Here is a 25,068-nt window from a genome sequence, read left to right on the forward strand (position 1 = left end):
CCGTGGCTTCGCGCTGCCGTTGGGGGCGGCGTGCCTGGCTCGGAATCTGGTGTCTCATTATAGGCACACGGCGCGCTTGGCGGGCAATCGCCCCCTCCTCCACGGAGGGGGCGTATCGGGCGTACCGGGGCTAGCATCCGTCCAGGTCGAAACGGAACCTGGGGGCATTCGATGCAGTACATGGACGTGTGCGCGCTGAAGCAGGGACGTAAGCGGGTCGGGGTGCCGGCATGAGCCGTCCTTGTCGCGATGCCGACGCCATCACGTGCCACCACCTGCTGGTGCCGCTCGACGAAGCGGACGCCTGCATGGCCACGGTCATCGGCGCCATCGAGCTGGCACGCATCGCCGCGGCACGGATCACGTTCGTCCATGTGCCGCCGCAGTCCGCAGTGCCGCGCGCCTCTATGGTTCGCGGCCGCGAACTGCTCGCCAAGGCCGAGTCAGTGGCGCGGGCACAAGGGGTCCCATGCGCGTCGGCTGGCCTGCTCGATGGCGACGCGCAAGCCGCCATCCCCGCAACCGCGCGAGAGGTTGGCTGTGACCTGGTCTTCATCGGCCCTCGTGGGCAAGAAGCGATGACAAGATCGCTCGTGCAGGCGGTGCTCGCGGCCGGTCTTCCGGTATTCGCCATGCCGGATCATGCTCCGGCAATGCCAGAGTCCGCCATCCGCGCGATCCGCGACGAGCACCGCGCTCTTAGTGCCGTACTGCGCGCCTGGCTGGACATGCTCACGGCTGCGAACGACCGCGACGCCGGTGCGGATGTGGTCGTGATGCGCGACATGATCCGGTTTATCGAGACCTTCCCGCTCGCTCGCCACCACCCGCGCAAGCAGGCCTGCCTCTACGACAGGTTGCGCCGGCGCACGGCCCGGGCCGACGCCGAGCTGGACGAACTGGAACGCCAGCATGAACGCGATGCGCAATGGGCCGGCGCGCTCGCCGAGGCCATTGAGCGGTTTGCAACAGGTGGCCCGCTTGCCGAGCTGCTGGGCAAGGTCGATCACTACACGCAGTTTGTCTGGGCGCGCATGGGACGCGAGGAAGGCGTCATCCTGCCGGCGGCGCAGCGCTACCTGACTGAAGCGGACTGGGACAAGGTCAACGCCGCGTACGGCTCAGCGAATCGCTGCAACGTGCCCGACGATGAGGATCGCGCGTTCGGCCCACTGCTTGCGTACCTTGCCGACTTTCCGGATGCCGACTGCGTAGCGCGCATCTGCGCGCAGGCAGAAGACGTATCGATGCGACACAGCTAAGCGCAGCCACGCGCATCGCGTCGTGGCCTTTGAATCAAAGACCGTCAAACGGGCGCCAATGAATGCGCCATTCACCATCAGGAGGAGACCATGCAATTTCTCGACGATTCGCTGCACCCGGAGAACCAGGACAAAGTGGTGATCACCGTAGCCCCGTATGGCCCTGAGTGGATGCCGCAGGACTTCCCGGAAGACATTCCGGTGACCATGGAAGAACAGGTGCAGAAGGCCGTGGATTGCTACAACGCGGGCGCCACCGTGCTGCACCTGCATGTTCGCGAACTCGACGGCAAGGGTTCCAAGCGCCTGTCCAAGTTCAATGAGCTGATCGCCGGCGTGCGCGCTGCCGTTCCGGACATGATCATCCAGGTCGGCGGCTCGATCTCGTTCGCGCCGGAAGACGAAGGCGAAGCCGCCAAGTGGCTGTCGGATGACACCCGCCATATGCTGGCCGAACTCACGCCGAAGCCAGACCAGGTGACGGTGGCGATCAACACCACCCAGATGAACATCATGGAGCTGCTCTATCCCGAGTACCTGAAGGGTACCTCGCTGGAGCAGCCCGCCTACCAGGCCGCCTACCGCGAAATGACCGTGCCAGCCGGCCCGGGCTGGGTCGAAGAGCACCTGCGCCGCTTGAGCAACGCCGGCATCCAGCCGCATTTCCAGCTCACCGGCATCCATGCAATGGAGACGCTGGAACGCCTGGTGCGCGCCGGCCACTACAAAGGCCCGCTGAACCTGACGTGGATCGGCATCGGCGGCGGCTTCGACGGCCCCAACCCGTTCAACTTCTTCAACTTCGTGCATCGCGCGCCGGACGGTTGCACGCTGACCGCCGAATCGCTGCTGAAGAACGTGCTGCCGTTCAACATGATGGCGATGGCCATGGGCCTGCACCCGCGCTGCGGCATCGAGGACACCATCATCGACCAGCATGGCAACCGCATGACTTCGGTGCAGCAGATCGAACAATGCGTGCGCGTGGCGAATGAACTGGGCCGCGAGATCGCCTCGGGCAAGGAAGCGCGCGAGATCTACCGCATCGGCACGTGGTACGACAGCGCCGAAGAAACGCTGGCCGCCCACGGCATGGCGCCCAACCGCCGGGCCGGCATCCGGAACCTGCCGCTGCGCGCTGCGTGATGCGCCAGGCCGCCCGTACTGCAGCGACCTGGCTGCGGCCAGGGCGGCCGCCTATCCAGTCCCTGACGGAGTCCGACATGTCCAATCACCCCGCCCTCTTCGCTTTCCGCAAGGCCGCCGCCGCAGTCATCCTGGCCGCCGCAATGCCTGCTGCCATGGCCTGGACCAGCAAACCGGTGCGCATGCTGGTGCCAGCGCCCGCCGGCGGCACCATGGACGTCATCGCGCGCGTGCTGGCCGAACAGCTCACAGTCGACCTGGGCCAGCCCGTGGTCGTCGACAACAAGCCAGGCGCCGGTGGCGGCATCGCCATCAATACCCTGCTGGCGGCGCCGGCTGACGGCCAGACCATCCTGGTCACCCTCACCAATGTCTTCACGGAAGTGCCCCAGGTAATGAAGGTTTCCTTCGATCCGGTGAAGGACGTGAAGCCCGTGGCCGCCGTCAGCAAGGTGACCATGGTGCTGGTCGGGTCGCCTGACCTGCCGGCCAAGGATCTGCCAGCCCTGATTCGCTACGTCAAGGCCAACCCCGGCAAGCTCAGCTTTGCGTCGCCCAGCGCCGGGACGGTGGGCCACTATGCCGGCATGATCATGAACCAGAAGGCGGGCATCGACCTGCAGCACGTGCCATTTGCCGGCTCTCCGCCAGCCTTGACCCAGGTAATGGGCGGGCAGATCGCCGTGATGTATGACGGCATGGTGACCTCATTGCCGATGATCAAGGCCGGCAAGCTGCGGCCCTACGCGCTTGCGGCGAAGCAGCGTTCGCCACTGTTGCCGCAGGTTCCGACCTTTGCGGAACTAGGCTATCCGGATATCGACTTCAGCAACTGGGGCGGTGTCTTCGTCTCCGCCAGGGTGCCTGCCGACGTCAGCCAGAAAATCCAGGCCGCGGTCTACAAGGCGGCATCCAAACCCCACGTGCAGGAACGGTTCGCGGCGCTCGGCATGGAGCCGGTGCCGGTCCAGGGCCTGCCGGAACTCAGTCAGGCACTGCGCACGGAATACGAGCGCAATGCCGGCATCGTCAAGACCTACCACATTCAGCCATGAGGTCCGCCCTTGCGGGCACCGGACCGGCATGAACTTTCTCCAGGAGACCTAAATGGCAAAAGCAATCCGCTTCTACGAAACCGGCAGCGCCGACGTCCTCAAGCTCGAGACCGTCGAAGTCGGTGATCCCGGCCCGGGCCAGGCCCGTGTGCGACACACCTATATCGCGGTCAATTTCATCGACATCTACTTCCGCACCGGCCACTATCCGCTGCAACTGCCCAACGGGCTGGGCTCCGATGCGGTTGGCGTGGTCGAGGCCGTCGGCCCGGGCGTGACCGATATCCGTGTCGGTGACCGGGTCGGTTACCTGCTTGGGCCGCAGGGCGCATACTCGGATGTACGCGTGATGCCTGCGGAAGTCCTGATCCCGCTGCCCGATGGCGTGTCCGACCGCACGGCCTCGACGCTCATCATGAAAGGCATGACGGCGCAGTACCTGTTCCGCCAGGTGTACCCGCTCAAGGGTGGCGAGACCATCCTCTATCACGCCGCAGCGGGCGGCGTCGGACTGATCGCATGCCAGTGGGCACGCGCGCTTGGCGTGACCATGATCGGCACGGTCAGCTCCGACGAAAAGGCCGAGGTCGCCAGGGCCAATGGCTGCACGCACACCATCGTCACGTCGCGCGAGAACATCGTCGAACGCGTGATGGAGATCACCGACGGCAAGAAGGTGCCGGTCGTCTTCGACTCGATCGGCAAGTCGACGCTGGACGCATCGCTGTCCTGCCTGCAGGTACGTGGCACCCTCGTCAGCAACGGCACGACTTCGGGTCCGGTGGAAATCGACAGCCGCACGCTGGCGGCCAAGGGGTCGCTGTGGGTCACGCGTCCGGCCATGGTGCACTACGCCACGCCGCGCTCGCACATGCTGGATATGGCGAAGGAAGTGTTCGACATGGTGCTGGCCGGCAAGATCACGAGCGAGCCCCGGCAGAGCTTCGCGCTGGCCGATGCCGCCGAGGCCCATCGCGCGCTCGAATCGAGGAAGACCAGCGGCGCTACCGTGCTGGTGCCGTAACCGTTGCGGGCTGGCGCGGGCACCGCCGCCAGTGCGCCAGCCGCATCACGATCAACGGGGCGACGTGTTTATGGCACGATCGCCCCAAAGCCATTGCTGGATATCGGAGAAATCATGGACCTGAAGTTGAAAGGCAAGCGTGCAATCGTGACCGGCGGCAGCCGCGGCATTGGCAAGACGATTGCGCTGCAACTCGCACAGGAAGGCGTGGATGTCGTGCTCGCTGCGCGCGGGAAAGACGCGCTGGAAGCGACCGCAGCGGAACTTGCGACGCTGACCGGCCGCCGGATTGTGCCGCTCTCGGTCGACACTGCCGACAAGGCTTCTGTCGACGCCATGGTGGAGCAAGCGATCGAAGCGCTGGGCGGCATCGACATCCTGGTCAACGCCGCGGCGCTGCCGGGCGGCATCTCGCCGGCCACGCAACTGGATCAGATCGTCGATGCGCAGGCACTCGAAGATATCGATATCAAGGTCATCGGCTATCTGCGCACCGCTCGGGCGCTGGCACCACATCTGGCCAGCAATGGCTGGGGCCGCATCATCAATATCGGTGGCCTGGCGATCTACCATACGGGCCGGCCCGTCGCCACGCTGCGCAATGTCGGCGTGGCGGCCATCACCAAGAACCTCGCTGATGAACTCGGCCCGAAGGGCATCAATGTCACGGCGGTCCATCCCGGACCGACACGCACCGAGAAGACCGATGCGGCAACCGAGGCGTGGGCGGCGACGAAGAGCAGCCTCGGCCGCATGGTCGATGCCAGCGAGGTTGCCTGCGTGGTGACTTTCCTCGCTTCACCGCTGAGCGTGGCCATCAACGGCGAGGCCATCCCGGTCGGCGGCGGAACCCCGGGCATCATCCACTACTGAACGTGCCCTGAACTGCTGACAGCAGCCTTGCCGCGCTGGCCCGCTTCAGAAGGGGCCAGGCCGGCGAGGCTGCCAGTTGCGCTGTACTCAGTGAGCCTGATCTTCCTGGAGCCGCTGGCGCAGCACCGCGCGCAGGTCCTCGCCATAGCCGGTAAGCGTGCCGCCATCCACGGCCAGCAACTGGCCAGTGATCATGTCCGCACGGTCGCTGGCAAGGAACGATACCGCTTCGCCGATTTCCTCGGGCTTGCAGAACCTGCCCAGCGGCACCGTGCGCCGGATCAGCGCCTCGCGCTTTTCCGCGCTCGCATACGCTTCGATGGCGGGCGTCAGGATACCGCCGGGGCACACCGCATTGACGTTGATGCGCTGGTCCGCAAGCTCCCATGCTAGATGCTGCGTCAGGCCCGTGACCGCGTGCTTGGATGCGGTGTAATCCACGCTGCTGAAGTAGGCCATCCGAATGCCGGCAATGGAGTCGATATTGACGATCTTGCCCTTGCCCTGCGCCTTCATGGCAGGGATGACCGCCTGGCAGCAGAACAGGATGCCCTTGGCGTTCACCCCCATCACGCGGTCCCAGTTCTCTTCCGTGACGTCGCACGCCAGCGCGGAGGCGCCGCCGACGCCTGCGTTGTTGACCAGGATGTCGATGGTGCCGAACGCCTCCAGCGTCTGGCGTGCCATGGCTTCCGTATCGGCCTTCTTGCTGATGTCGGCGCGGATGGCGATTGCACGTTTGCCATCCGGATCAATGCTCGAAGCAACGCGTGTCGCAGCGTCAACGTTCAGATCCACCACGGCAATCCTGGCTCCTTCACGTGCCAGCACGCGCGCAATGCCTTCCCCACCACCCTGCCCGCCACCCGTAATGATGGCAACCTTGTCCTTCAGCTCCATGCTCATCTCCTTGCGATCTTGCGTCGGATGTCGATACCGTTGGCCTTGGCCAATCTCATCAAGTATCCAGCAACAGCGCGGAGCGTTTTGACAATCCGGGGCACCAGATTGACATTTCGGGGCGGCAAGGGAAATCACGAACCTCCGGCGAAACAGCGGCGCCTGCCAAGAACGACAACACCGCCCCTGCCAACGAAGACAAAACCTTACGGATATCTCCGAACAATCGACTCCGCAATACAAACCGGCCTCTGCCCCCCTTCCCGCTCGACAATCATCTCTACCTTGGTTTGCGCCCCGCCGCCTTCCAGCGCTTCATACGACAGCAGCTTGAACTGCGCCCGCAGCCGGCTGTTCACCGGCACCGGCGCAGGGAAACGTACCTTGTCGAGCCCGTAGTTCACGCCCGAGCGGGTCTCATTGACACGATAGGCAAGATTGGTGAACTCGGGCAGCAGGCTCAGCGTCAGGAAGCCGTGCGCGATCGGCGTGCCGAACGGACCGGCCTTGGCGCGCTCCACGTCGACATGGATCCACTGATGGTCGCCCGTAGCGTCGGCAAACTGATTGATACGGCCTTGCTCGACACTCACCCAATCGCTCGTACCGATGATTTCGCCCACCAGAGGCTGCAGGTCGCTGATCTTTTCGTAGACTTTCATGCTCGTTCTCACTCCGTGGTCAGGGATTGCTGCAACGCCTGGGCGACCAGCGATTCATGCAGGTCGGCGTTGCCGAAGAGCGCATCGGCTACCACCGCGCGCTTGAAGTAGTGACCGACCGTGTATTCCTCGGTCATGCCGATGCCGCCGTGCAGCTGGATACCCTGGCCGCATACGTACTTGGCGGCGCGGCCAATCAGGGCCTTGGCCTGCGACATCGTGCGTTGCACCGTTTCCGGCGTGCCGGTTTCGACGGCGGCCAGCAGCGCGTACAGCATCGAGCGCGCGACTTCCATTTCGGCGGCCATGTCGGCCATGCGATGCTGCAGGGCCTGGAAGCTGCCGATGGGAACGCCGAACTGCTGGCGCACCTTCAGGTATTCGGACGTGATCTCGATGGTCTTTTCCATCGCGCCTACGATTTCCGCGCACAAGGCGGTGGTTCCGTGCAGCAGGCCCTGCTGCAGTGCGGCCAGACCGGTTCCCGGCTCGCCGAGCAGGGCATCAGCCTTGACGGCAACGCCGTCGAACGTCACTTCAGCAGCCCACGTACCGTCATGCAGCGGCAGGGCGCGGCGCTTGACGCCCGGTGCATCGGCGTCCACCACGAACAGGCGCAGTTCGCCACCATCATGGGCGCTGGCCGGCTCGGCGATCGGCGTCATGGCCGAGACGATGAACGCGTCGGCTTCGGTGCCGCCGAGCACGAGGGTCTTGACGCCGTTCAGCACGTAGCCGCCCGGCGCGGCGTCGGCATGCGTGGATACCGGCGCGGGCAGGCCGCGGGAGCCGGCTTCGCTGTACGCCAGCGCAATCTTGCGCGAGCCTTCCGCCACGGCCGGTAGCAGCGCATCGCGCTGGGCGGGCGTGGCGGCGGCCAGCAGCGTCTGTGCGGCAGCGACTGCGCAGCCGAGGTACGGCTCGATGACGAGGCCGCGGCCGAGCTGGCCCGCGATCAGCACGGTGTCGAGCAGCGTACCGCCGAGGCCGCCCTGCTCTTCCGGCAGCGCGGCGGCAAGCCAGCCGTTGTTGGCGAAGGTATTCCAGTGCTTCGCGTCGCAGCGCGAACCGGCCTTGACCAGCGCGGTGCGAGCCTCGAAGTCATAGTCCTTCTCGACGAAGCGGGCCACGCTGTCCTGCAGCATCTGCTGCTCGGAAGTGAGATTGAAGTTCATGATCGTTATGTGCCAGGAGACGCGCGTCGCGGCGTCAGAGTTGGAACAGGGCGCGGGCGATGATGCCGCGCTGGACTTCGCTGGTGCCGCCGTAAATGGTCGAGGCTCGGCGGAAGAACAGTTCGTTGGCCATGCCGCGCGCCACGTGCTGCATCGGCAGCGGTTCGCCGCTGGTATCGCCCTCGGGCGCGGCGTATGCCACCGGGCCGTAGTCGCCAAGCGCTTCCACGACAAAGGAGCTGATGCGCTGCTGCAGTTCCGTGCCGCGGACCTTCAGCATCGAACCCAGCGCATGCGCGGCGGGACTGTGGTCCTCGGCCTGCTCCAGCGCGGCCACGCGCTGCACCAGCATGGCAATGGCGTTCAGCTCGGCTTCGAAGCGGGCGACCTGCTGCGCGATATGCGGCCGCTCGATCAGTGCGCAGCCTTTGGCGTCGCGTTGCCGCGCCAGGCTGCCGAGCTGGCGCATATAGCGCCGCAGCATCGGCAAGTCGGCTGCGGCGGCGTGTTCGTTGTTCAGCAGGAACTTGGTGATCTTCCAGCCGTCGCCTTCGGCGCCGACGAGGTTCTTCACCGGCACGCGCACGTTGTCGAAGAAGGTCTCGTTCAGGTGATGGCAACCGTCGATCGTGTGGATCGAACGCACGGTGATGCCCGGCGTCTTCATGTCCACCAGCAGGAAGCTGATGCCGGCCTGCTTCTTGACTTCGGTGTTGGTGCGCACCAGCAGGAAGATCCAGTCGGCGCGGTGACCGTGGCTGGTCCAGATCTTCTGGCCATTGACCACGTACTCGTCGCCGTCGCGCACGGCCGCCGTGCGCAGCGACGCCAGGTCGGAGCCCGAGCCCGGCTCGGAAAAGCCCTGGCACCAGGTACGCGTGCCGCCGAAGATATGCGGCAGGTGCTCGGCCTTTTGCTCGGGTGTGGCGAACTCGTTTAGCACCGGTCCGAGCAGCTTCTGTGCGCCGACGTCCTGCGTCGGCGCGCCGGCCAACGTGCATTCTTCATCGAACGCCAGGCGCTCGAGCACATTCCATCCGGTACCGCCATGCGCTGTCGGCCAGTACGGCGCCCCCCAGCCCTGTTCGTTGAGGATGCGCTGCCAGCGCGACAGTTCCTCGCGCGGCGAGCGCGTGCCGATACGCGGACGGCCGGCCAGGTCGGCCGGCAGCTTGTCGCGCAGGAAGGCGCGCACGCTTTCGCGGAACGCCTCCAGGCTGAGGTCAGGCTGAAAATCCATGTCTCTTCCTTGTCATCCAACATGGTGGCCAGCCGCCCCCCAGCGGCCGGCCACCAGCTACTACCCCCGTGGCAATGCTCAGACCGGGTCCCAGGCGAACGCGTCGCGCGAGAGATCCAGCGGGAACAGCGAGGGACGGAACATCGGGATCGCGCGCTCCAGGCAACTCTCCACGGTCCAGCCCTGGTCGTTGTGGGCGGTGCGGATCGGGCGCGGCTGCGACATCAGGTAGATCTCGTTGCTGCGCACGCCGAAGATCTGGCCGTTGACATCCTTGGCCTGGTCGGTCAGCAGCGCCAGCGTGAACGGGGCGATCTTGCCCGGCTCCATGCGCATATGGATCTTCATGCGCTCCACGGCCTCCGGCGTGTTGGCCGGGATGCTGCCGACCATGCGCGTGAACGCGAACGGCGCGATGCAGTTCGAACGCACGTTGAACTTCTTCATGTCGAGCGCGATCGACTTAGACAGGCCGACGATGCCCATCTTCGCGGCGGCGTAGTTGGCCTGGCCCACGTTGCCGATCAGGCCCGACGTCGACGTCATGTGCACGTAGGCACCGCTTTCCTGCGCCTTGAAGTGCGGGGCGACGGCGCGCGACACGTTCCAGGTGCCCTTCAGGTGCACGCGGATCACGGAGTCGAATTCTTCCTCGCTCATCTTGTGGAACATGACGTCGCGCAGGTTGCCGGCGTTGTTCACCACGCCGTCGATGCGGCCGTACAGGTCCATGGCCTGCTGGGCGATCTTCTGGGCCGATTCCCAGTCCGCCACGCTGTCGGTGTTGGCCGCGGCTTCGCCGCCGAGCGCCTTGATCTCGTCCACGGTCTGCTGCGCGGGACCGGCGCTGCCGCCCGAGCCGTCGATGGCCACGCCGAGATCGTTCACGATCACGCGCGCGCCCTGGCGCGCCGCTTCCATGGCGATACCCTTGCCGACACCGGCGCCTGCGCCGGTCACAATGACAACCTTTCCTTCTAGCAAGCTCATGCTGTGTCTCCACTACTGTCAAAGAATTCTTCAGGAACCGGATTTCACAAGGCAGCGTCCGGACAGCACGGCCGGTGCCCCGCTGGCAGCGGCACCGGCGCGATGCCGGCCGCCACGGCGCCCGCGAGGTCATGCACGCCAGGCCGGGCGAACTGACCTGCGCCCGGCACGATGCAGCCGTACAGCGAGCCGTCATCGAGCAGCGGCGCCAGCGCCATCAATGCTCTGGTCGGTGCGATTGCCACCTGCACGCCGTTCACCACCGTCTGCCTTGCAATCTCCGCGCTGTCTTCAAACGCCGCGGACGCAATGGCCCTGGCGCTGCAACGGGCCACGGCATAAGTGGCAATGGCCGACGACTCACCGTCTTCCAGCATCAGCAGTACGTGATCGCCCGCGCGCACACCGAGCCGCTGCTGCATGTACCCGGCCAGCGCAAGGCTGGCGTCAAGCAGGTCGCGGTAGGTGGCGTTGCCCGTCGCGATGGTGTCCGGCTCCGCTTCCGCCTGCGCTTCCAGCTGGCGGAACAGCGCACAGCCGGTGACGCAGGCTGCGGGCGAATCGCCGGCTGGCAGGTGAACGGGGAGCGAAGAGTGGCTGGACATGACGCGATGGAACTCCGGGAATCCGGTACGGCTGCCTTGTTGAGTCCATCATCGCGGGCGGTGCGGTTGGGGGGTACTCCCCGACGCGGGTGGATGGCAGGAGTGGAACTTATGGCGGGACTTATTGCTGCTCTTGTAATGGACAAGCAAGGCCACGCCGTTGTGCGTATGCCATCCGTTCAGGCAGCCAACACACTTCCCCTCTCCTGCGTCGCAATATCCCGCAACCGCGCCGCCGCCCGCCCACGACCATTCACGCCCAACTTCGCGTAGATATTCTTCAGGTGCCACTTCACCGTTTCCGGCGACACGTTGAGCACGCTGGCGATCTTCTTGTTCGACATCGCCTGCGCGAGCAGACCGAGGATCTCGCGCTCGCGCTCGCTCAGCACGGCAATCGGTGCCGCTTCGTCCGCCGGACGCGAAATCGCAGCGCCGGATGCCACCGCGGCGGCCTGCAGCCGCCGTGCATAGAACGCCAGCACCGGCTCGTCGATGCCTTCCCCGGCAAGCTCCAGGAACACCTGCGGCGCCCCGCCCGTGACATCGAGCAGCGTGCGGATCAGGCCGGCCCCGTGACCCATGCGCAGCGCGCTCAGGAAGGCCGGCCGCGCGCCGCGCGTGTTGCCCGTGGCATGTCGCGCCAGCGCGAGTTGCAGCCATAGCGCGGCAATGCGCAGCGGCTTGGCGCCGGCTTCGCGGGCGAGCAAGGCTTCGAGGCGCGCGGCTGCGGTGGCGTAGTCCTGCGTATAGAGCGACATCTCGACCTCGGCCCGTGCCGCGGCCAATGCAATGTGCCGCGCCACCGTGCCGGTTTCGCCCGCATAGCGCTGGGCCAGTTGCTGTACCTGGCGGAACACCGTGTTGGCACGCTCCGTCTCGGCTTGCTGCAGGTGCCGGCGCAGCCGCAGCGTGAGGGCCTCGGTCTGCAGACGATCGAGGTTATTGCGTGCGGCGTAGGCTTCGAGCCGGTCCAGGCAGGCACTGGCCTGCGTACGCCTGCCCGCGAGCCAGTGCGCGTTCGACAGCAGCGTGAGCGCGCGCAGGACCACGTCCGGCAGGGACACGCGTTCCAGCATGCCGATGCGCGGCTCCAGCAACTGGCAGGCCCCTTCGTGATCGTTCAGTTCATACAGGATGTCGGCCAGCAGGCCTGCGGCCATGCAAGTGAGGCCAAGGAACGTCGCGCCCTGCCGCTCGGACTCGCGCAGCACTTCGCGCGCACTGCGGCCCGCGCGCTCGATCTCGCCTTCCATCACCAGGCTCATGGCCGTGATGTAGCGGCCGAACAGGCTGCTGCGCGGCACGCTGCTGCGGCGCTCGGTGTCGTCCTGCAGGCGGCGCGCCTCGTCGAACTCGCCGCGCAGGATGAAGAGCCACGACAGCACATTGCGGCGCGCGGTCCACCACAGGTCATCCGCCTCTGGCGGAATCGCCCACAAAGCCGGCAGCATGCCGAGCACGGTGTCGGGATCGTCGACCTGTACGGCGTGGCCCGCGCGCAGCAGGCAGACGACGTACTGGTGCACGGCGTTGCTGCGGTCGCACAGCGGATCCAGGCGCTCCAGGCTCCGGCCCAGGCCGTCGACATCGCGCATATAGAGCTGCAGGAACGAAACCAGAGCGAGAAGCCCGAAGCGGTTCTGCAACTGCTCACGGGGCAGCCGGCGCACCAGCCCCAGCAGCTGGGGCAGCTCGCCGCGCTTGAGCAGCGCATGCCCGCATCCCTCGACCATGGTCGCGGCGGCGTCGGCATCGCCGGCGCGCACCGCGTGGTAGACGGCATCATCAAGGTGGCCACGCCGGTCGAACCAGCGCCACGCCGCAGCATGGAGTTCGCGCGCCGTGCCATGCGCACAGGGCTCGTCGTTCGCCCGGCTGGCGTCGGCCATATCGTTCGGCGTTTCGGCAGTGTCTGGGTCTGACATGTCGACCGCATCGGCCGCATCGTCCTTGTCTGTTTCCAGCCTGGCCAGCAGCGTTTCACGCAGCAGCGGATGGATGCGGTACCACACATCACGGTCGTGCGTGTCCACCTGCGTGATGAACAGGTTATCCGCTTCAAGCCGCGCCAGGCGGTCGCCGATGCGCGATGGCGTCTCGGTCTCGCCCGGCATGGCCGTGCACAGGTCCGCGCAGAAGCGGTGGCAGGTAGACATGCGGGTGAGCAGCGCAAGGTCGTCCGGCGCCAGCAGGCCCAGGACCTCGCGCTCGAAAAACGCCGCGAAGGTGCGCGGATCCCGCACCTTCGTGAGCGGATAGTCGGCGCTGCGGCGTGCACGCAGGTCCACCGCGAACAGTTGCAGCCCGGCCACCCAGCCATCGGTCAGCGCATGCAGCGCGGCGGCGTCGCGCGGGGCGATGGTGCCAAGCTGCTCTTCCAGGAAGCGCGCGGATTCCTCGGCCGTGAAGCGCAGGTCGCGCATGTCGATCTCGGTCAGCAGGCCTTGCGCGCGCAGTGCCTCCAGCGCCAGCGGCAGTGCGCTGCGCGAGCTGAACGCCAGATGCAGATGCGGGGGCGCGTAGTCGAGCAAACGCTGCAGCGCGCGGTAAATGCGTGCGTCGGTGATGTGGTGCAGGTCGTCGATCATCAGCACCAGCTCGCGTTCACGCGGGCCGAGCGCCTGCACGAGCGCGATCACCCATTGCTCGATGGCGTCGTCGTCCTCCGCGCCACCGACCTGCATGGCGGCATCGCGCGCCATGGCGGGATCGATCTCGGCGAGGCTCGCGAGCAGGCAGTCAAAAAAGCGCGTCGGCTCGTTGTCCTCGGCGGCCAGCGACAGCCAGCTCACATCGAAGCCGAGCGAGATCAGCGCCTTGCGCCACGCCATAAGCGTGCTGGTCTTGCCCGCCCCGGCCTGGCCCTGGATCACCACGCAGCGCTGGCGGCGCGCGTCGAGCAATCGGTTCATCAGGCCCTCGCGCGGCAGCAGCTTGCGCGCGTGCCGGGGCGGCAGCAACTTCGCGCTCGCCACCGGCTGCAGCGGACGCATCGGCCCGGGGCGCGTATCGAGTGCCGGCACGAGCGAGAGGAAGGGCTGTGCCGGCAATGCGGAGAATTGCCTTGGCAGCCCCGGTTCTGCGGACGGTAACGTGGCCACCGAGTCGAATTCGGTACCCGTGAAAGCCTCGAACGAACGGCCGGCAGACTTACCCGCGAAAGTGGACGGAGCAAATGCTGCCTGCGCGGTGAGGGCGCGCGGCACAGCCCCCTGCCCTTGCGCATAGCCTGCGTCGCCTGCGCTGCGAATCCATTGGAACGGTCCGCGCGCATGCTCGCCGATCACGGCCAGCACTTGTGGAATTCCTGCAGGCAGGCCGTCCGCATCGCGCAGCAGGCTCTGCACCGCACGCATCCATGCCGCCTGTCCGGCGGCGAAGCTGACGGTCCAGGGCTGACCGGCGATGACGTCCCGCACCTCGGGGTCGTTGTGCGAGACCGGGTTGTCCGCAAGGATCAGCAGTGGACGCCCCGCAGGTTGATGCTCCGCCAGCGCGTGGAGAAAGCCTTGCCAGCCGGACGCCCGCCCGGCCTGAAACGCCGTCGCCGTCCCGCTATGGATGACCTTGAGCGCCGTCATGAATGAGGCGGCCAGCGTACGGCGGTAGGTGGCGCTGTTGCGCGCGGCGGCGTCCAATGCCGGAGCCATGCCGGCAGGACCGGGATCGGCCTCGAGCGCCACAACGATGGCATGTTCCGGCTCGGCAATATAGAGACCGACGATCTCGGCGGCACGCACAGTGACGCCACCAGAGGCCGGCTGTTTATCCGCAAGGGCCACGCCCCGCCGGGGCGGCAGCCCGCTCGCACGCCAGTGGCGCGAGACGCTGGCGGGGCTGACGCCGAGTTCGGCGGCAAGCTGGCGCGTACTGAGCGCCCCCGGGCCGCCGTCGCGGGCCAGCGCCACCAGGCGGGCCACGTCGGTGCGCACGGGCGGCGCGCCGCGCGGCAGGTCCTGCTCGATGCCCGCCAGCCGCGATGCGGCATACCGGTCACGCCATCGCGCGACTTGCACGCGGCCGACGCCGACCTGCGCGGCGATGTCCTTGTTTTGCCAGCCGGCGGCAGCCAGCAGGATCATCCGCGCGCGCTGCGCCAGGCGCAGGTTGCCCGCAGTGGCGGCGGACAAGGCCTCCAGTTCGGTCCGTTCTGTCTCACTCAGGACGATGCGGGATGCGATGCGCATAGTGGTTCCCCTTGCTGGCGGATCGGAGACCGTACGAGCAGTCGGACAAACCGTGGCAGGGTCCGGTCGCAAACGCTGCGACGCAGTCGCCACCGGCAATCGCCCGGCAAATGGCTGTCTCCGATTTTTCTATTGACTACGAAACTACGTATGATGCTACCATACCTCGTAGACAATCGGCGGTTGGGACTTACCCGGCGCCCCGGGTGCGGTTCCCGTGGCAGAACGGATATCCACCATCGCGGAGGACCTCCGACGCCACAATCAGGCGCTTCGACGCTTCCGCCAACGGGCACGCCCCCGCCGCCGCCAACCCTTTTCGATAGTCGTCATGCCGCAGCACTCAACGCCCCCGATGGAAGGACTGATGGACCTGCTCCACGAAGTCCGGCAGTTCAGCCGCGACCTGCAGCAGTCCGCCAGGCGTTCGACATCGGGCGAGGCTTATCCGCAGGCGCTCCGGGCGCTGGTCGACAGCCGCATGCAGGCGGCCGATCCGCATGCGCGCATCGTCTGCTATGCCTCGGCGGTGGAACTCGGGGTGCCGGTGGATCTTCCGACCGAGCATTGCCGGCAGGCCATGGCAGGCGGCCTCGGCTTTCCGTTGCGCGTGCTGTTCTGGGCCGCGCACCGGCGCATGCAAGGCGGACGGCAGCGGCCGGGTGCCTGGCCAAGCCCGAACTGACAGCGCATGCGGCAAGCACGAGCACGCTGACCGGCGGCGACAGACCGAAGAAACCGGCACAGGAGACACAACACAATGACCCTTCCCAACCGCAAGCCCGTACACACGCGCCACATCACGTGCAACGGCTACCTGCGCGATGACGGCCTGCTGGACGTCGAAGCGGAACTCGAGGACATCTCGCCAGACGGCACCGACCTGCTGTTCAAGATCGTGCCGCCCGGCGGCGTGATCCATCACATGCGCGTGACGGTGACGGTGAGCATCGACGACATGGTGATCCGCGACGTCTGCGCGCGCACGCTGACCGGGCCGACCGACTTCTGCCGCGAAATCGAAAGCGCCTATGACGCGCTCAAGGGCCTCACGCTGCGTCGTGGTTTCCGGCAGGCCGTGAAGGCACGCGTGGGCGGCGTGGGCGGTTGCACGCACCTGACCGAACTACTGGGTCCGCTGGCCACCACGGCCATACAAAGCGGCTTCGCGGTCGGCCGTGCGCTGCGCAACGGCCGTCGCCCGGCGGACGAACAAGGCCCCATGCAAAAGCCGGCCGTCATCGGCACATGCCACACCTATCGCCCCGAAAGCGTGGTGGTGGACGTCCTGTGGCCGCCGCACCGGCGCGTCGCCAGCGAAGAACCGACCGGCGCGACCGGCTGACAAGGCGCCTCGCCAACCCCTATTGCGCAAGCCTGTCCAGACAGATTCGCCAGGCCTGCACTCGCCCGAGGACTGGCCGTACGCGACAGGCTCCCCTTACCCAAACCAACCTTTCGACCCAAGGAATCACCCATGAGCATCAAAGGCAAGGCATATATCGTCGGGGCCTACGAACACCCGACCCGCAAGGCGCCGGACAAGTCGGTCGCGCAGCTGCACGCGGAAAGCGCCAAGGGCGCGCTGGAAGACGCCGGCCTCACGCTGGCCGACGTCGACGGCTACTTCTGCGCCGGCGACGCGCCGGGCCTCGGCGTGCTCAATATGGTCGACTACCTCGGTCTCAAGCTGCGCCATGTCGATTCCACCGAGACCGGCGGCTCGTCGTATCTCGTGCATGTGTCGCACGCCGCGCAGGCCATTGCCGCAGGCAAGTGCAACGTCGCGCTGATCACACTGGCCGGCCGCCCGCGCTCCGAAGGCTCCAGCGGCACCAAGCCGCGCGCCTGGGGTGCGGGCGTTCCCGACCAGGCCTTCGAGGCGCCCTTCAGCCCGATGACCGTCAACTCGTACGCCATGGTCGCCATGCGCCATATGTACGAATACGGCACCACGGCCGAACAGCTCGCCTGGATCAAGGTCGCCGCATCGCACCACGCGCAGCACAACCCGAACGCGATGCTGCGTGATGTCGTGACGGTGGAAGACGTGCTGAACGCGCCGATGATCTCGGACCCGCTGCGCAAGCTCGACTGCTGCGTGGTGTCCGACGGCGGCGGCGCCCTGATCGTCGCGCGCCCGGAAATCGCCGCGAAGCTCAACCGTCCGAAGATCAAGGTGCTGGGCGCCGGCGAATATGTGAAGGGCCAGATGGGCGGTCATGTCGACCTGACGTGGTCCGGCGCGAAATTCTCTGGCGCAGCGGCGTTCGCCGAAGCTGGCGTGACGCCGGCCGACATCAAATACGCCTCGATCTACGACAGCTTCACGATCACCGTGCTGATGCAGCTGGAAGATCTCGGCTTCTGCAAGAAGGGCGAAGGCGGCAAGTTCGTGATGGACGGCAATCTGATCTCAGGCGTCGGCAAGCTGCCGTTCAACACCGATGGCGGTGGCCTGTGCAACAACCACCCGGCCAACCGCGGCGGCATCACCAAGGTGATCGAAGCGGTGCGCCAGCTGCGTGGCGAGGCGCATCCGGCGGTGCAGGTGAAGAACTGCGACATCGCCCTGGCCCAGGGTACCGGCGGCCTGCTCGGCTCGCGCCACGGCAGCGCCACCCTGATCCTCGAGCGCGAGTAAGGCGCACCAGGCATCCCATACCGAATCACCGAGACCTCATCATGAGCACTCCTTTCACCCCGCAAGTCCTGACGGCGCCTGAAGAGCTGCCCGACAACACCGAGTTCTGGAACGCCGCCCGCGAAGGCCGCCTGCTCGTTCGCCACTGCAACGACTGCGGCAAGCCGCACTGGTATCCGCGCACGCTGTGCCCGTTCTGCATGGGCGAGACCACGTGGAAAGCCTCGGCCGGCCGCGGCACCGTCTATTCGTACAGCGTCACGCGCCGTGCCGGCCCGACGCCGTTCTGCATGGCCTACGTCACGCTCGACGAAGGCGTCACGATGATGACGCGCATTGTCGACTGCGATCTCGACACCGTGCATATCGGACAGCGGGTCGAGCTGACCTTCACGCCGACTGATAACGGGCCGCCAGTGCCGACGTTCCGGCCGCTCTGACGGCATGACAAGCCGCACCCGGTGCCGGCCATGGTCCGGCGCCGGCTTTGCGGCCACTACACCGCTACACCATAGGATCCAACAAGACAATCCACCGCCATGAACACCACACCCACTGCTATTCCGGACTGCCTGCTCAATCCCCGCTCGGTCGCCATCATCGGCGCATCCGATGAGCCGACCCGCATCGGCGGCCGCCCGATTTCGTCGATGCTGGCCAAGGGCTATGCCGGCCGCATCATGCCCGTCAATCCGAACCGGTCCACGGTGCAGGGCCTGCCGGCCTATGCATCGGTTGCCGACCTGCCGGAAGTCCCCGACGTCGCCATCATCGCCGTCCCTGCCCAGCACGCGCTGCAGGCAGTCAAGGCCCTGGCCGAGCGTGGCACCAAGGCCGCGATCCTGTTCACCGCCGGCTTTGCCGAAGTCAGCGAGGAAGGCGCCGCCATGCAGGCCGAAATGGTCGCCATCGCACGCCGCGGCGGCATGCGCCTGCTGGGTCCGAATACGCTGGGCATGGTCAACATGCACAACGGCTTCGTCGGCAGCTTCTCGACGTTCTCGTCGCTGGGCGTCTCGCGCCCGGGCCGCGTTGGCATCGTCAGCCAGTCCGGCGCCTATGGCAGCCACCTGGTCAGCTCGGCGATGGAAGCGGGCGTCTATCCGTCGAGCATCGTCATGACCGGCAACGAAGCCGACCTGAACGTCAGCGACATCGTGCGCCTGTTCGCCGCCGACCCGATGACCGACGTGATCGCAGTCTATGCAGAAGGCATCAGCGATGGCCCGGGCCTGGTTGATGCGCTGAAGGCTGCCCATGCCGCCGGCAAGCCGGTGGTGATGATGAAGGTGGGCCGCAGCGAAGTGGGTGGCGCGGCCGCGCGCTCGCATACCGCTTCCATCGCAGGCGACGACGCGGTGGTCAGCGCGGTGCTGGATGAGCTTGGCGTGGTGCGCGTGCGCACCACCGAGGAAATGCTCGACATCCTGCGCCTGGCCTCGCGCCGCGTGTTCCCCGCCGACAATACGCTGGGCGTGGTGACCATCAGCGGCGGCGCTGGCGTGATCATTTCCGATGCCGCCGAAGACCTCGGCATCCCCATGCCCGAGATGCCGGCCGCGGCCCAGGCCCGCATGCTGGAAAAGCTGCCGATCTGCGCGCCGCGCAACCCGGTGGACGTGACCGCCCAGTTCATCAACGACACGACCCTGGTCACGCCGTTTACCGAGGCCATGATGGGCGAAGGCGGCTACGGCACGCTGCTCGCGTTCTTCAGCTATGCGGCCTCTTACCACACCGTGGCAGACACGCTGCTGCAGCAACTCGCCGACGTGCGCAAGCGCTACCCGGACCGCCTCTACGTGATGGTGGGGCGCGGTGACCCGACCGTCCTGGCACGCTACGAGGAAGCCGGCTTCACGGTATTCGGCGACCCGAGCCGCGCCGTAGCCGCCATCGCCGCGATGGGCCGCTTCGGCCGCGCCCTTGCCGGCAAGACCACTGCGCCGGCACCCCAGGTCCCCGCCGTCACCTTGCCCTCGGCAACGCCCACCGAGGCCGAAGCCAAGGCGCTGCTCGCCGAAGCCGGTATTCCGAGCGCACCGGAACGTGCCTGCGCCGATGAAGAAGCCGCGGTACGCGCCGCGCGCGAGATCGGCTTCCCGCTCGTGCTCAAGATCCTGTCGCCGGACATCCTGCACAAGTCGGAGATCGGCGGCGTGCTGCTGAACGTGAACAGCGAAGGTGCTGTGCGCGAAGGCTTCGCGCTGCTGCTCGAACGCGCGCGCAAGGCCGTGCCCGATGCGCGCATCGAAGGCGTGCTGGTGGCAAAACAGCTCGTTGGCGGCGTGGAATGCATTATGGGCATCAACCGTGATCCGGTGTTCGGGCCGATCGCCATGTTTGGTCTTGGCGGTGTGTTTGTGGAAATCCTCAAGGACGTGGTGTTCCATCGCTGCCCGTTCGGGCCGGATGTTGCCGAAGAGATGATTCGTTCGATCAAGGGAGCGCCGCTGCTGCTGGGCGCTCGCGGGCGGCCGGTTACGGATATTCCTGCGCTGGCGCGTACGCTGTCGCAGCTCTCCGCCTTTGCTGTGGCCGCCGGGCCGCGGTTGCAGTCGATTGATCTGAATCCGGTGCTGGCGATGCCGGAGGGTCAAGGGGCTTATGCGGTGGATGCGGTGATTGAGGTTGGGGAATAAGGTATGGGGGTGGCGTTGATCGGCCCATCGTGCTTGGCCGGCGCCGCCTTTTTTTGCCGGCCTTGCCGACGGGTTCTGGTTGAGACCGGGTTATCGCTCTTGGCCAGCGCCGCTGTTTCGCCGGCGTAGCCGGCGACCTACTCTTTTGTCCAAGCGACAAAAGAGATAGGTAGAAAAACGTGTCGTTGCCGCTGGCATCAATGCCACGGCGGCAGTGGTTCCAACGGCTTTGGACGCCTGTCACGGTGGTCGGCCGTTCGAACCTGCTAACGCTATGTGAGTCAGAACCTGTGCCTGCGCGGCACGGCTTTTGGACAATCCCCAAGTCGGACTCGGGTACAGCGTTTCAACCAGGTCAGTGGTGGGACGCCTTCGGCTGCGCTGCGCGCACGTCGTAGTCTGGGCGCATGCTCATCAGCGTTGCTGGCAGTCGAGTCCCGATTTCCTGTCTCTACGCGCATGCAATGCGCTCAGAGCCTCGTTACTGAGGCGACATTCGGGTTAGAAGTCAAACGCCGAACGCCCCCGAGCCCTCCCAGGCCCGGGGGCGCCTGCCCTATCCCCTATCCCATCAACGCTTCAAACTCGGGGTAACAATCCCAAATGAGGGGTCAAACGTAGTCATCATCCCCATCAGCTCACCAAGCTTGCCGCCGTCTCCTTCAACCTTGACATCGCCCTGCGCCAGCGCGGTTTTCAAATCCACCTGCCGCAGGTTAATGCGATCCAGCGTAGGCTTGGTCATGGTCACCGTGACATCGGCCTTCGGATTTCGCATGCCTTCCCGATAGGTCAGCACGCCATTCCGCAGCGTCACCGCAAAGGGCGTCTTCAGATCCGAGAACACCCAGTTCAGCGTCATGTCGTGCCCTTGCGCCTTCTCCGAATCCAGCCGTACGCCCAAGAAGTCGAAGAACATCGACGGCTCCAAGGCGCGGACCATGTCGGCCGCATTGCGGCCCGGTAGCGGCCGCGTGCCGTTGCGCAATTCGGATGCACCCATCAGGTACATGTTCCGCCAGAGGGAACTCTCCGCTTGATAGCCAAGCTGCTCGAGCGCATCGGCCTGTGCGTCGCGTGCGACCTTGTTGTCCGGGTCCGCGAAGACGAGATGATTGCCGATCTCGGCCGCCCACCGGTAGTCGCCCTTCTGCATGGCTGCCTGCATCTGTTTGACCACGTTGTCCGCACCACCCATGGCTTCGACATAGCGCTTCCCGCCTTCAACCGGCGGCAGCGGATTCAGGTGTGCCGGGTTGCCGTCGTAGAAGCCGAGGTAACGCTGGTACACGGCCCGCGAATTGAAGCTGAGCGATCCGTAGTACCCGCGCGTGTACCACTTCTTCTCCAGATTGCCCGGCAGCTTCTGCATGGCCTCGGAGATCTCCATCGGTGTCTTGCCTTCGTTCAGCAGATGCAGCGTGCGGTCGTTCAGGTACGTGTACATGTCGCGCTGATCGGCCAGCAGGTTGCGGATGTTCTCGCCACCCCATGTCGGCCAGTTGTGCTGCGCTACCAGCACGTCGGCACGGTCGCCGTAACGCACCAGGCTTTCGTCGAGGAACTTGCCCCAGGCCTTCGGATCGCGCACCAGTGCACCCCGCGGCGTCAGGATGTTGTGCATGGTGCGCGTGGCGTTCTCTGCCATGCACAGCACGCGCATCTGCGGCAGGTAGAAGTTCATTTCGGCCGGCGCTTCGGTGCCCGGCGTGAACTGGAACTCGACTTCGACGCCATCGATGCGGCGCGTCTCGTAAGGCTTGGTGATCAGCACCGTCGGTGGGATCAGGCTGAGGGTGCCGCCGATCGAGCCCGACTTGCCGATGCCGGTGTCAAGCTGGCCGCGCTCGTTCCTCGGCACCCCGCTTCCGGCCTGATAGCGCGCGCGGCGGAACATCGCATTGCCCGCGAACACGTTCTCGCTTGCGGCCTCGTGCATGAAGCCGTCCGGCGCGTAGATGGCCACTTTTCCTGACTTCACGTCGGCTTCGTCCACCACGCCGCGCACGCCGCCAAAGTGGTCGGCATGCGAATGGGTGTAGACCACCGCGACAACCGGCTTGCGCGGACGGTTGGCGTAGTAGAGGTCAAGCGCCGCCTTTGCGGTCTCGGCGCTGGTCAGCGTATCGACCACGATGATGCCGCGCTGTCCCTCGATGATCGTCATGTTCGCGAGATCGAATCCGCGCACCTGGTAGACGCGGTCGGCGACGCGGAACAGGCCCGCATAGTTGTTGAGCTGCGACTGGCGCCACAGGCTGGGGTTGACGCTGTCGGGCACCTTCGCCTGCGGGTTGGCCTGCACCTGCGGCTTCTGGTCTGTTACGCGCATCAGTCCGCCATTCTGGCCGGAGCCTGCCGCACCACTAGCCGTCCAGGGTGTCTGCTGGAAGTCATAGGTGGCGGTATCCCACACCACCCGCCCCTTGGCATCGTGGATCTGTCCACGGAATGGCGCGACCAGGCCACGCTGCGCGGCCTCGTAGTCGTCGCGGTCGTCGAACGGCAGTTGCTGGAGGACGGCGGCGTTGGCAGCGGCGGTGATGGCGCTGGCGGGCTTCTGCTGCGCAGCCTCAAGCGCGTCCGCTGCTTGCGTGGATGCTGCCAGCGCCAGTCCGGCGGCCAGTACGGCCAACCGCTGATGACCGGTGCGAGCAGCGGGAGCGACCGCTTCGGGCCTCGCCGACTGTGCGGCAGGCTGCGACGCAGCGGCGCGCGGCTGGACGAAGACGCCGTCGCCAGCGCGCTCGATGCCGCGTACGAGGTCAGCGGCCTTCTCGCCGATCATGATTGCGGTCGCATTAGTGTTGCCGCCGATCAGCGTCGGCATGATCGACGCGTCGGCCACGCGCAGGCCCTCGACACCGCGCACGCGCAGTTGCGGATCGACCACCGAAGCGGCGTCGCTGCCCATGCGACAGGTACCGACCGGATGGAAGACGATGTCGGTGCGCGCGCGGATGAACTCGCGCACCGCGGCGTCGTCGGAACCGTCGAAGCGCACGCCTGCGTAGTTATGCGGCCGGCCGCCCAGGCGCCGGAACGGCTGCTGGTCGAGGATGCGGCCCACGACGCGCAGGCCCGCGAGCATGCTTTCGACATCACGCGCGTCGGCCAGCAGGTTCTGGTCGATGCGCGGTGCCTGCCGCGCGTCAGCCGATGCCAGCAAAACCTGACCACGGCTGTGGGGGCGCAGCACGCACACATGCAAGCTGTAGCCATGTACGCTGCGCGCGTTGGGATCGCTCAGTGCGGTGGAGAAATGAAGCTGCAGATCCGGGTCGGCAAGCGAAGGATCGCTCTTGATGAACGCTCCGGTCTCCGCGATGTTCGATGCGAACATGCCGAAGCGCTCACGCTTGTAGCGGCGCCACTCGCCGTACAGCCGGATTGCGCCGCGCACGCTGAACGCGTACAGGTCGGTGCTGAACACGCGCTCCTGCACCTTGAGGTTCGGATGCTCCTGCAGATTCTGGCCAACGCCGGGCGCATCATGCACCACGGCGATGCCGTGCGAACGCAGATGCGCGGCGGGGCCGATGCCCGAAACCATCAGCAGTTGCGCGGAACCGAAGGTGCCGCCACTGAGGATGACTTCACGGCGCGCGCGCAGCGTGACCTGCTCACCGCCGCGCTCGACCAGCACGCCCACCGCGCGCTTGCCTTCAAATACGATACGCAGGGCCTGCGTGTCGGTCAGCACGGCCAGGTTGTCACGGCCGCCATGGATCGATTGCTTGTTGCCCTGGTGCAGGTAGGCGCGCGCGGCATTCCAGCGCTCGCCGTCGCGTTGCGTACGCTGGTAAAAGCCGACGCCCTCCTGCTCGGCACCGTTGAAATCCGGGTTGTAGCGCAGGCCAGCGCATTGGGCAGCCTGCAGGAAGCGGCGGTCGAACGGATTGATCGAACGCGTATCGACCACATCCAGCGGACCCTTGCCACCGTGCCAGGCGTCTTCGGCCTGGCCACCGAGTCGCTCGTTGCGCTCGGAACGCTTGAAATACGGCAGTACATCTTCCCAGCCCCACCCGTCGCAACCTTCCGCGGCCCAGCGTTCGTAGTCCGACGGGACACCGCGGATGTAGATCATGCCGTTGATCGACGAACTGCCGCCCAGGCCCCTGCCGCGGGGCTGGTAGCCGACGCGCCCGTTGAGCCCCGGCTGTGGCTCCGTGGCGTAGCCATAGTTGAACGGCCCCGGCTTCGGTACCGTCGAGGCGATGCCGATGGGAATCGTGATCGCGGAGTTGAAGTCGTGGCCGCCGGCTTCCAGCAGGGCGACGCTGCCCGCGCGGCTGTCCGCGAGGCGGGCTGCTACGGCGCAGCCGGCGGAACCCGCACCAATCACGATGTAATCGTACTGCTCTTGCATGTCTGTCTCTCGTTGGAATCTTGAATGACGGCCTACGCCGTCTCTTGCTCTTCGCGCACGCCGGTCACGCATGTCGCGACGACCTGCGGGGGCGCCATCGCCATCACTCGGGCTAACTTCGCCGCGCGCATTGCGCCTGCGCCGTGTCGCGATTCGTACAGAGTTGCCGCTCAGTCGTTGCTGCCGCAACCATTTGCATGCATGGCGGATGGAAGCCTTCAGGCAGCCATGGTCATCCCCGCCCCAGAACTTCGCCCCACCCAACGCGGGGAGCTGGACGGCCGATGT

18 protein-coding genes are annotated in these 25,068 nt (G+C 66.3%); 10 read left to right on the top strand and 8 right to left on the bottom strand.

Annotated features, from left to right (window positions below; all coding sequences use genetic code 11):
• Positions 1-230: 230 nt before the first annotated feature.
• The 5 genes from ACIGJG_RS30305 to ACIGJG_RS30325 all read left to right on the top strand — a co-directional run bounded on the left by ACIGJG_RS30305 (position 231) and on the right by ACIGJG_RS30325 (position 5,360).
• Entirely contained in the window at positions 231-1,262 is a 1,032-nt protein-coding gene (locus tag ACIGJG_RS30305; protein ID WP_483673662.1) for a hemerythrin domain-containing protein, read from the top strand.
• A 90-nt stretch (positions 1,263-1,352) separates the two neighbouring features.
• A complete protein-coding gene (locus ACIGJG_RS30310) occupies positions 1,353-2,408 on the top strand; it encodes a beta-keto acid cleavage family enzyme (RefSeq protein ID WP_483673663.1) in 1,056 nt (351 codons plus the stop codon).
• Between the two features lie 77 nt (positions 2,409-2,485).
• On the top strand, positions 2,486-3,463 hold the full coding sequence (locus ACIGJG_RS30315; RefSeq protein WP_041680138.1) for a tripartite tricarboxylate transporter substrate binding protein: 978 nt from the start codon (positions 2,486-2,488) through the stop codon (positions 3,461-3,463).
• Between the two features lie 52 nt (positions 3,464-3,515).
• Positions 3,516-4,487: a quinone oxidoreductase family protein gene (locus ACIGJG_RS30320; protein ID WP_011299965.1), complete on the top strand. Its 972-nt coding sequence runs from the start codon at positions 3,516-3,518 to the stop codon at positions 4,485-4,487.
• 114 nt (positions 4,488-4,601) lie between these two features.
• Positions 4,602-5,360, top strand: coding sequence for an SDR family NAD(P)-dependent oxidoreductase (locus ACIGJG_RS30325; protein ID WP_483673664.1), 759 nt, complete (start codon positions 4,602-4,604; stop codon positions 5,358-5,360).
• 87 nt (positions 5,361-5,447) lie between these two features.
• Here the strand turns inward: ACIGJG_RS30325 and ACIGJG_RS30330 are convergent, their stop codons facing one another.
• From ACIGJG_RS30330 to ACIGJG_RS30360, 7 genes are all read right to left on the bottom strand, one after another.
• Positions 5,448-6,260 (bottom strand): SDR family NAD(P)-dependent oxidoreductase, encoded by an 813-nt coding sequence (locus tag ACIGJG_RS30330; protein ID WP_041680137.1) that lies wholly within the window; start codon positions 6,258-6,260, stop codon positions 5,448-5,450.
• 206 nt (positions 6,261-6,466) lie between these two features.
• Complete coding sequence (locus tag ACIGJG_RS30335; RefSeq protein ID WP_011299962.1) at positions 6,467-6,922, bottom strand: MaoC family dehydratase; 456 nt, start codon at positions 6,920-6,922, stop codon at positions 6,467-6,469.
• A gap of 8 nt (positions 6,923-6,930) precedes the next feature.
• Positions 6,931-8,097, bottom strand: a complete 1,167-nt coding sequence (locus ACIGJG_RS30340) for an acyl-CoA dehydrogenase family protein (RefSeq protein ID WP_011299961.1) — start codon at positions 8,095-8,097, stop codon at positions 6,931-6,933.
• 34 nt (positions 8,098-8,131) lie between these two features.
• Positions 8,132-9,337, bottom strand: coding sequence for an acyl-CoA dehydrogenase family protein (locus ACIGJG_RS30345; protein WP_011299960.1), 1,206 nt, complete (start codon positions 9,335-9,337; stop codon positions 8,132-8,134).
• Between the two features lie 78 nt (positions 9,338-9,415).
• Positions 9,416-10,327 (bottom strand): SDR family NAD(P)-dependent oxidoreductase, encoded by a 912-nt coding sequence (locus tag ACIGJG_RS30350; RefSeq protein WP_011299959.1) that lies wholly within the window; start codon positions 10,325-10,327, stop codon positions 9,416-9,418.
• A gap of 44 nt (positions 10,328-10,371) precedes the next feature.
• The gene (locus tag ACIGJG_RS30355; RefSeq protein WP_011299958.1) at positions 10,372-10,932 is read right to left on the bottom strand and encodes an AMP-binding protein; all 561 of its coding nucleotides are present in this window, start codon (positions 10,930-10,932) and stop codon (positions 10,372-10,374) included.
• 179 nt (positions 10,933-11,111) lie between these two features.
• Complete coding sequence (locus tag ACIGJG_RS30360) at positions 11,112-15,122, bottom strand: LuxR C-terminal-related transcriptional regulator (protein ID WP_483673665.1); 4,011 nt, start codon at positions 15,120-15,122, stop codon at positions 11,112-11,114.
• 331 nt (positions 15,123-15,453) lie between these two features.
• Here ACIGJG_RS30360 and ACIGJG_RS30365 point away from each other — a divergent pair, with 331 nt between their 5' ends.
• The 5 genes from ACIGJG_RS30365 (at position 15,454) to ACIGJG_RS30385 (ending at position 20,408) form a co-directional block, all read left to right on the top strand.
• On the top strand, positions 15,454-15,807 hold the full coding sequence (locus tag ACIGJG_RS30365; protein WP_011299956.1) for a hypothetical protein: 354 nt from the start codon (positions 15,454-15,456) through the stop codon (positions 15,805-15,807).
• A gap of 75 nt (positions 15,808-15,882) precedes the next feature.
• Positions 15,883-16,467, top strand: coding sequence for a DUF2889 domain-containing protein (locus ACIGJG_RS30370; protein WP_011299955.1), 585 nt, complete (start codon positions 15,883-15,885; stop codon positions 16,465-16,467).
• 132 nt (positions 16,468-16,599) lie between these two features.
• A complete protein-coding gene (locus tag ACIGJG_RS30375) occupies positions 16,600-17,766 on the top strand; it encodes a thiolase domain-containing protein (protein ID WP_011299954.1) in 1,167 nt (388 codons plus the stop codon).
• Positions 17,767-17,807: 41 nt separating this feature from the next.
• The gene (locus ACIGJG_RS30380; RefSeq protein WP_011299953.1) at positions 17,808-18,206 is read left to right on the top strand and encodes a Zn-ribbon domain-containing OB-fold protein; all 399 of its coding nucleotides are present in this window, start codon (positions 17,808-17,810) and stop codon (positions 18,204-18,206) included.
• Positions 18,207-18,305: 99 nt separating this feature from the next.
• The gene (locus ACIGJG_RS30385) at positions 18,306-20,408 is read left to right on the top strand and encodes an acetate--CoA ligase family protein (RefSeq protein ID WP_483673667.1); all 2,103 of its coding nucleotides are present in this window, start codon (positions 18,306-18,308) and stop codon (positions 20,406-20,408) included.
• Positions 20,409-20,979: 571 nt separating this feature from the next.
• On the opposite strand, the gene ACIGJG_RS30390 is transcribed toward ACIGJG_RS30385, so the two are convergent.
• Positions 20,980-24,780 carry an alkyl sulfatase dimerization domain-containing protein gene (locus ACIGJG_RS30390; protein WP_084791940.1) on the bottom strand — a complete coding sequence of 1,267 codons (3,801 nt, stop codon included), beginning with the start codon at positions 24,778-24,780 and terminating at the stop codon, positions 20,980-20,982.
• Positions 24,781-25,068 lie beyond the last annotated feature (288 nt).

Source organism: Cupriavidus sp. C1SS-2L, assembly GCF_057073735.1.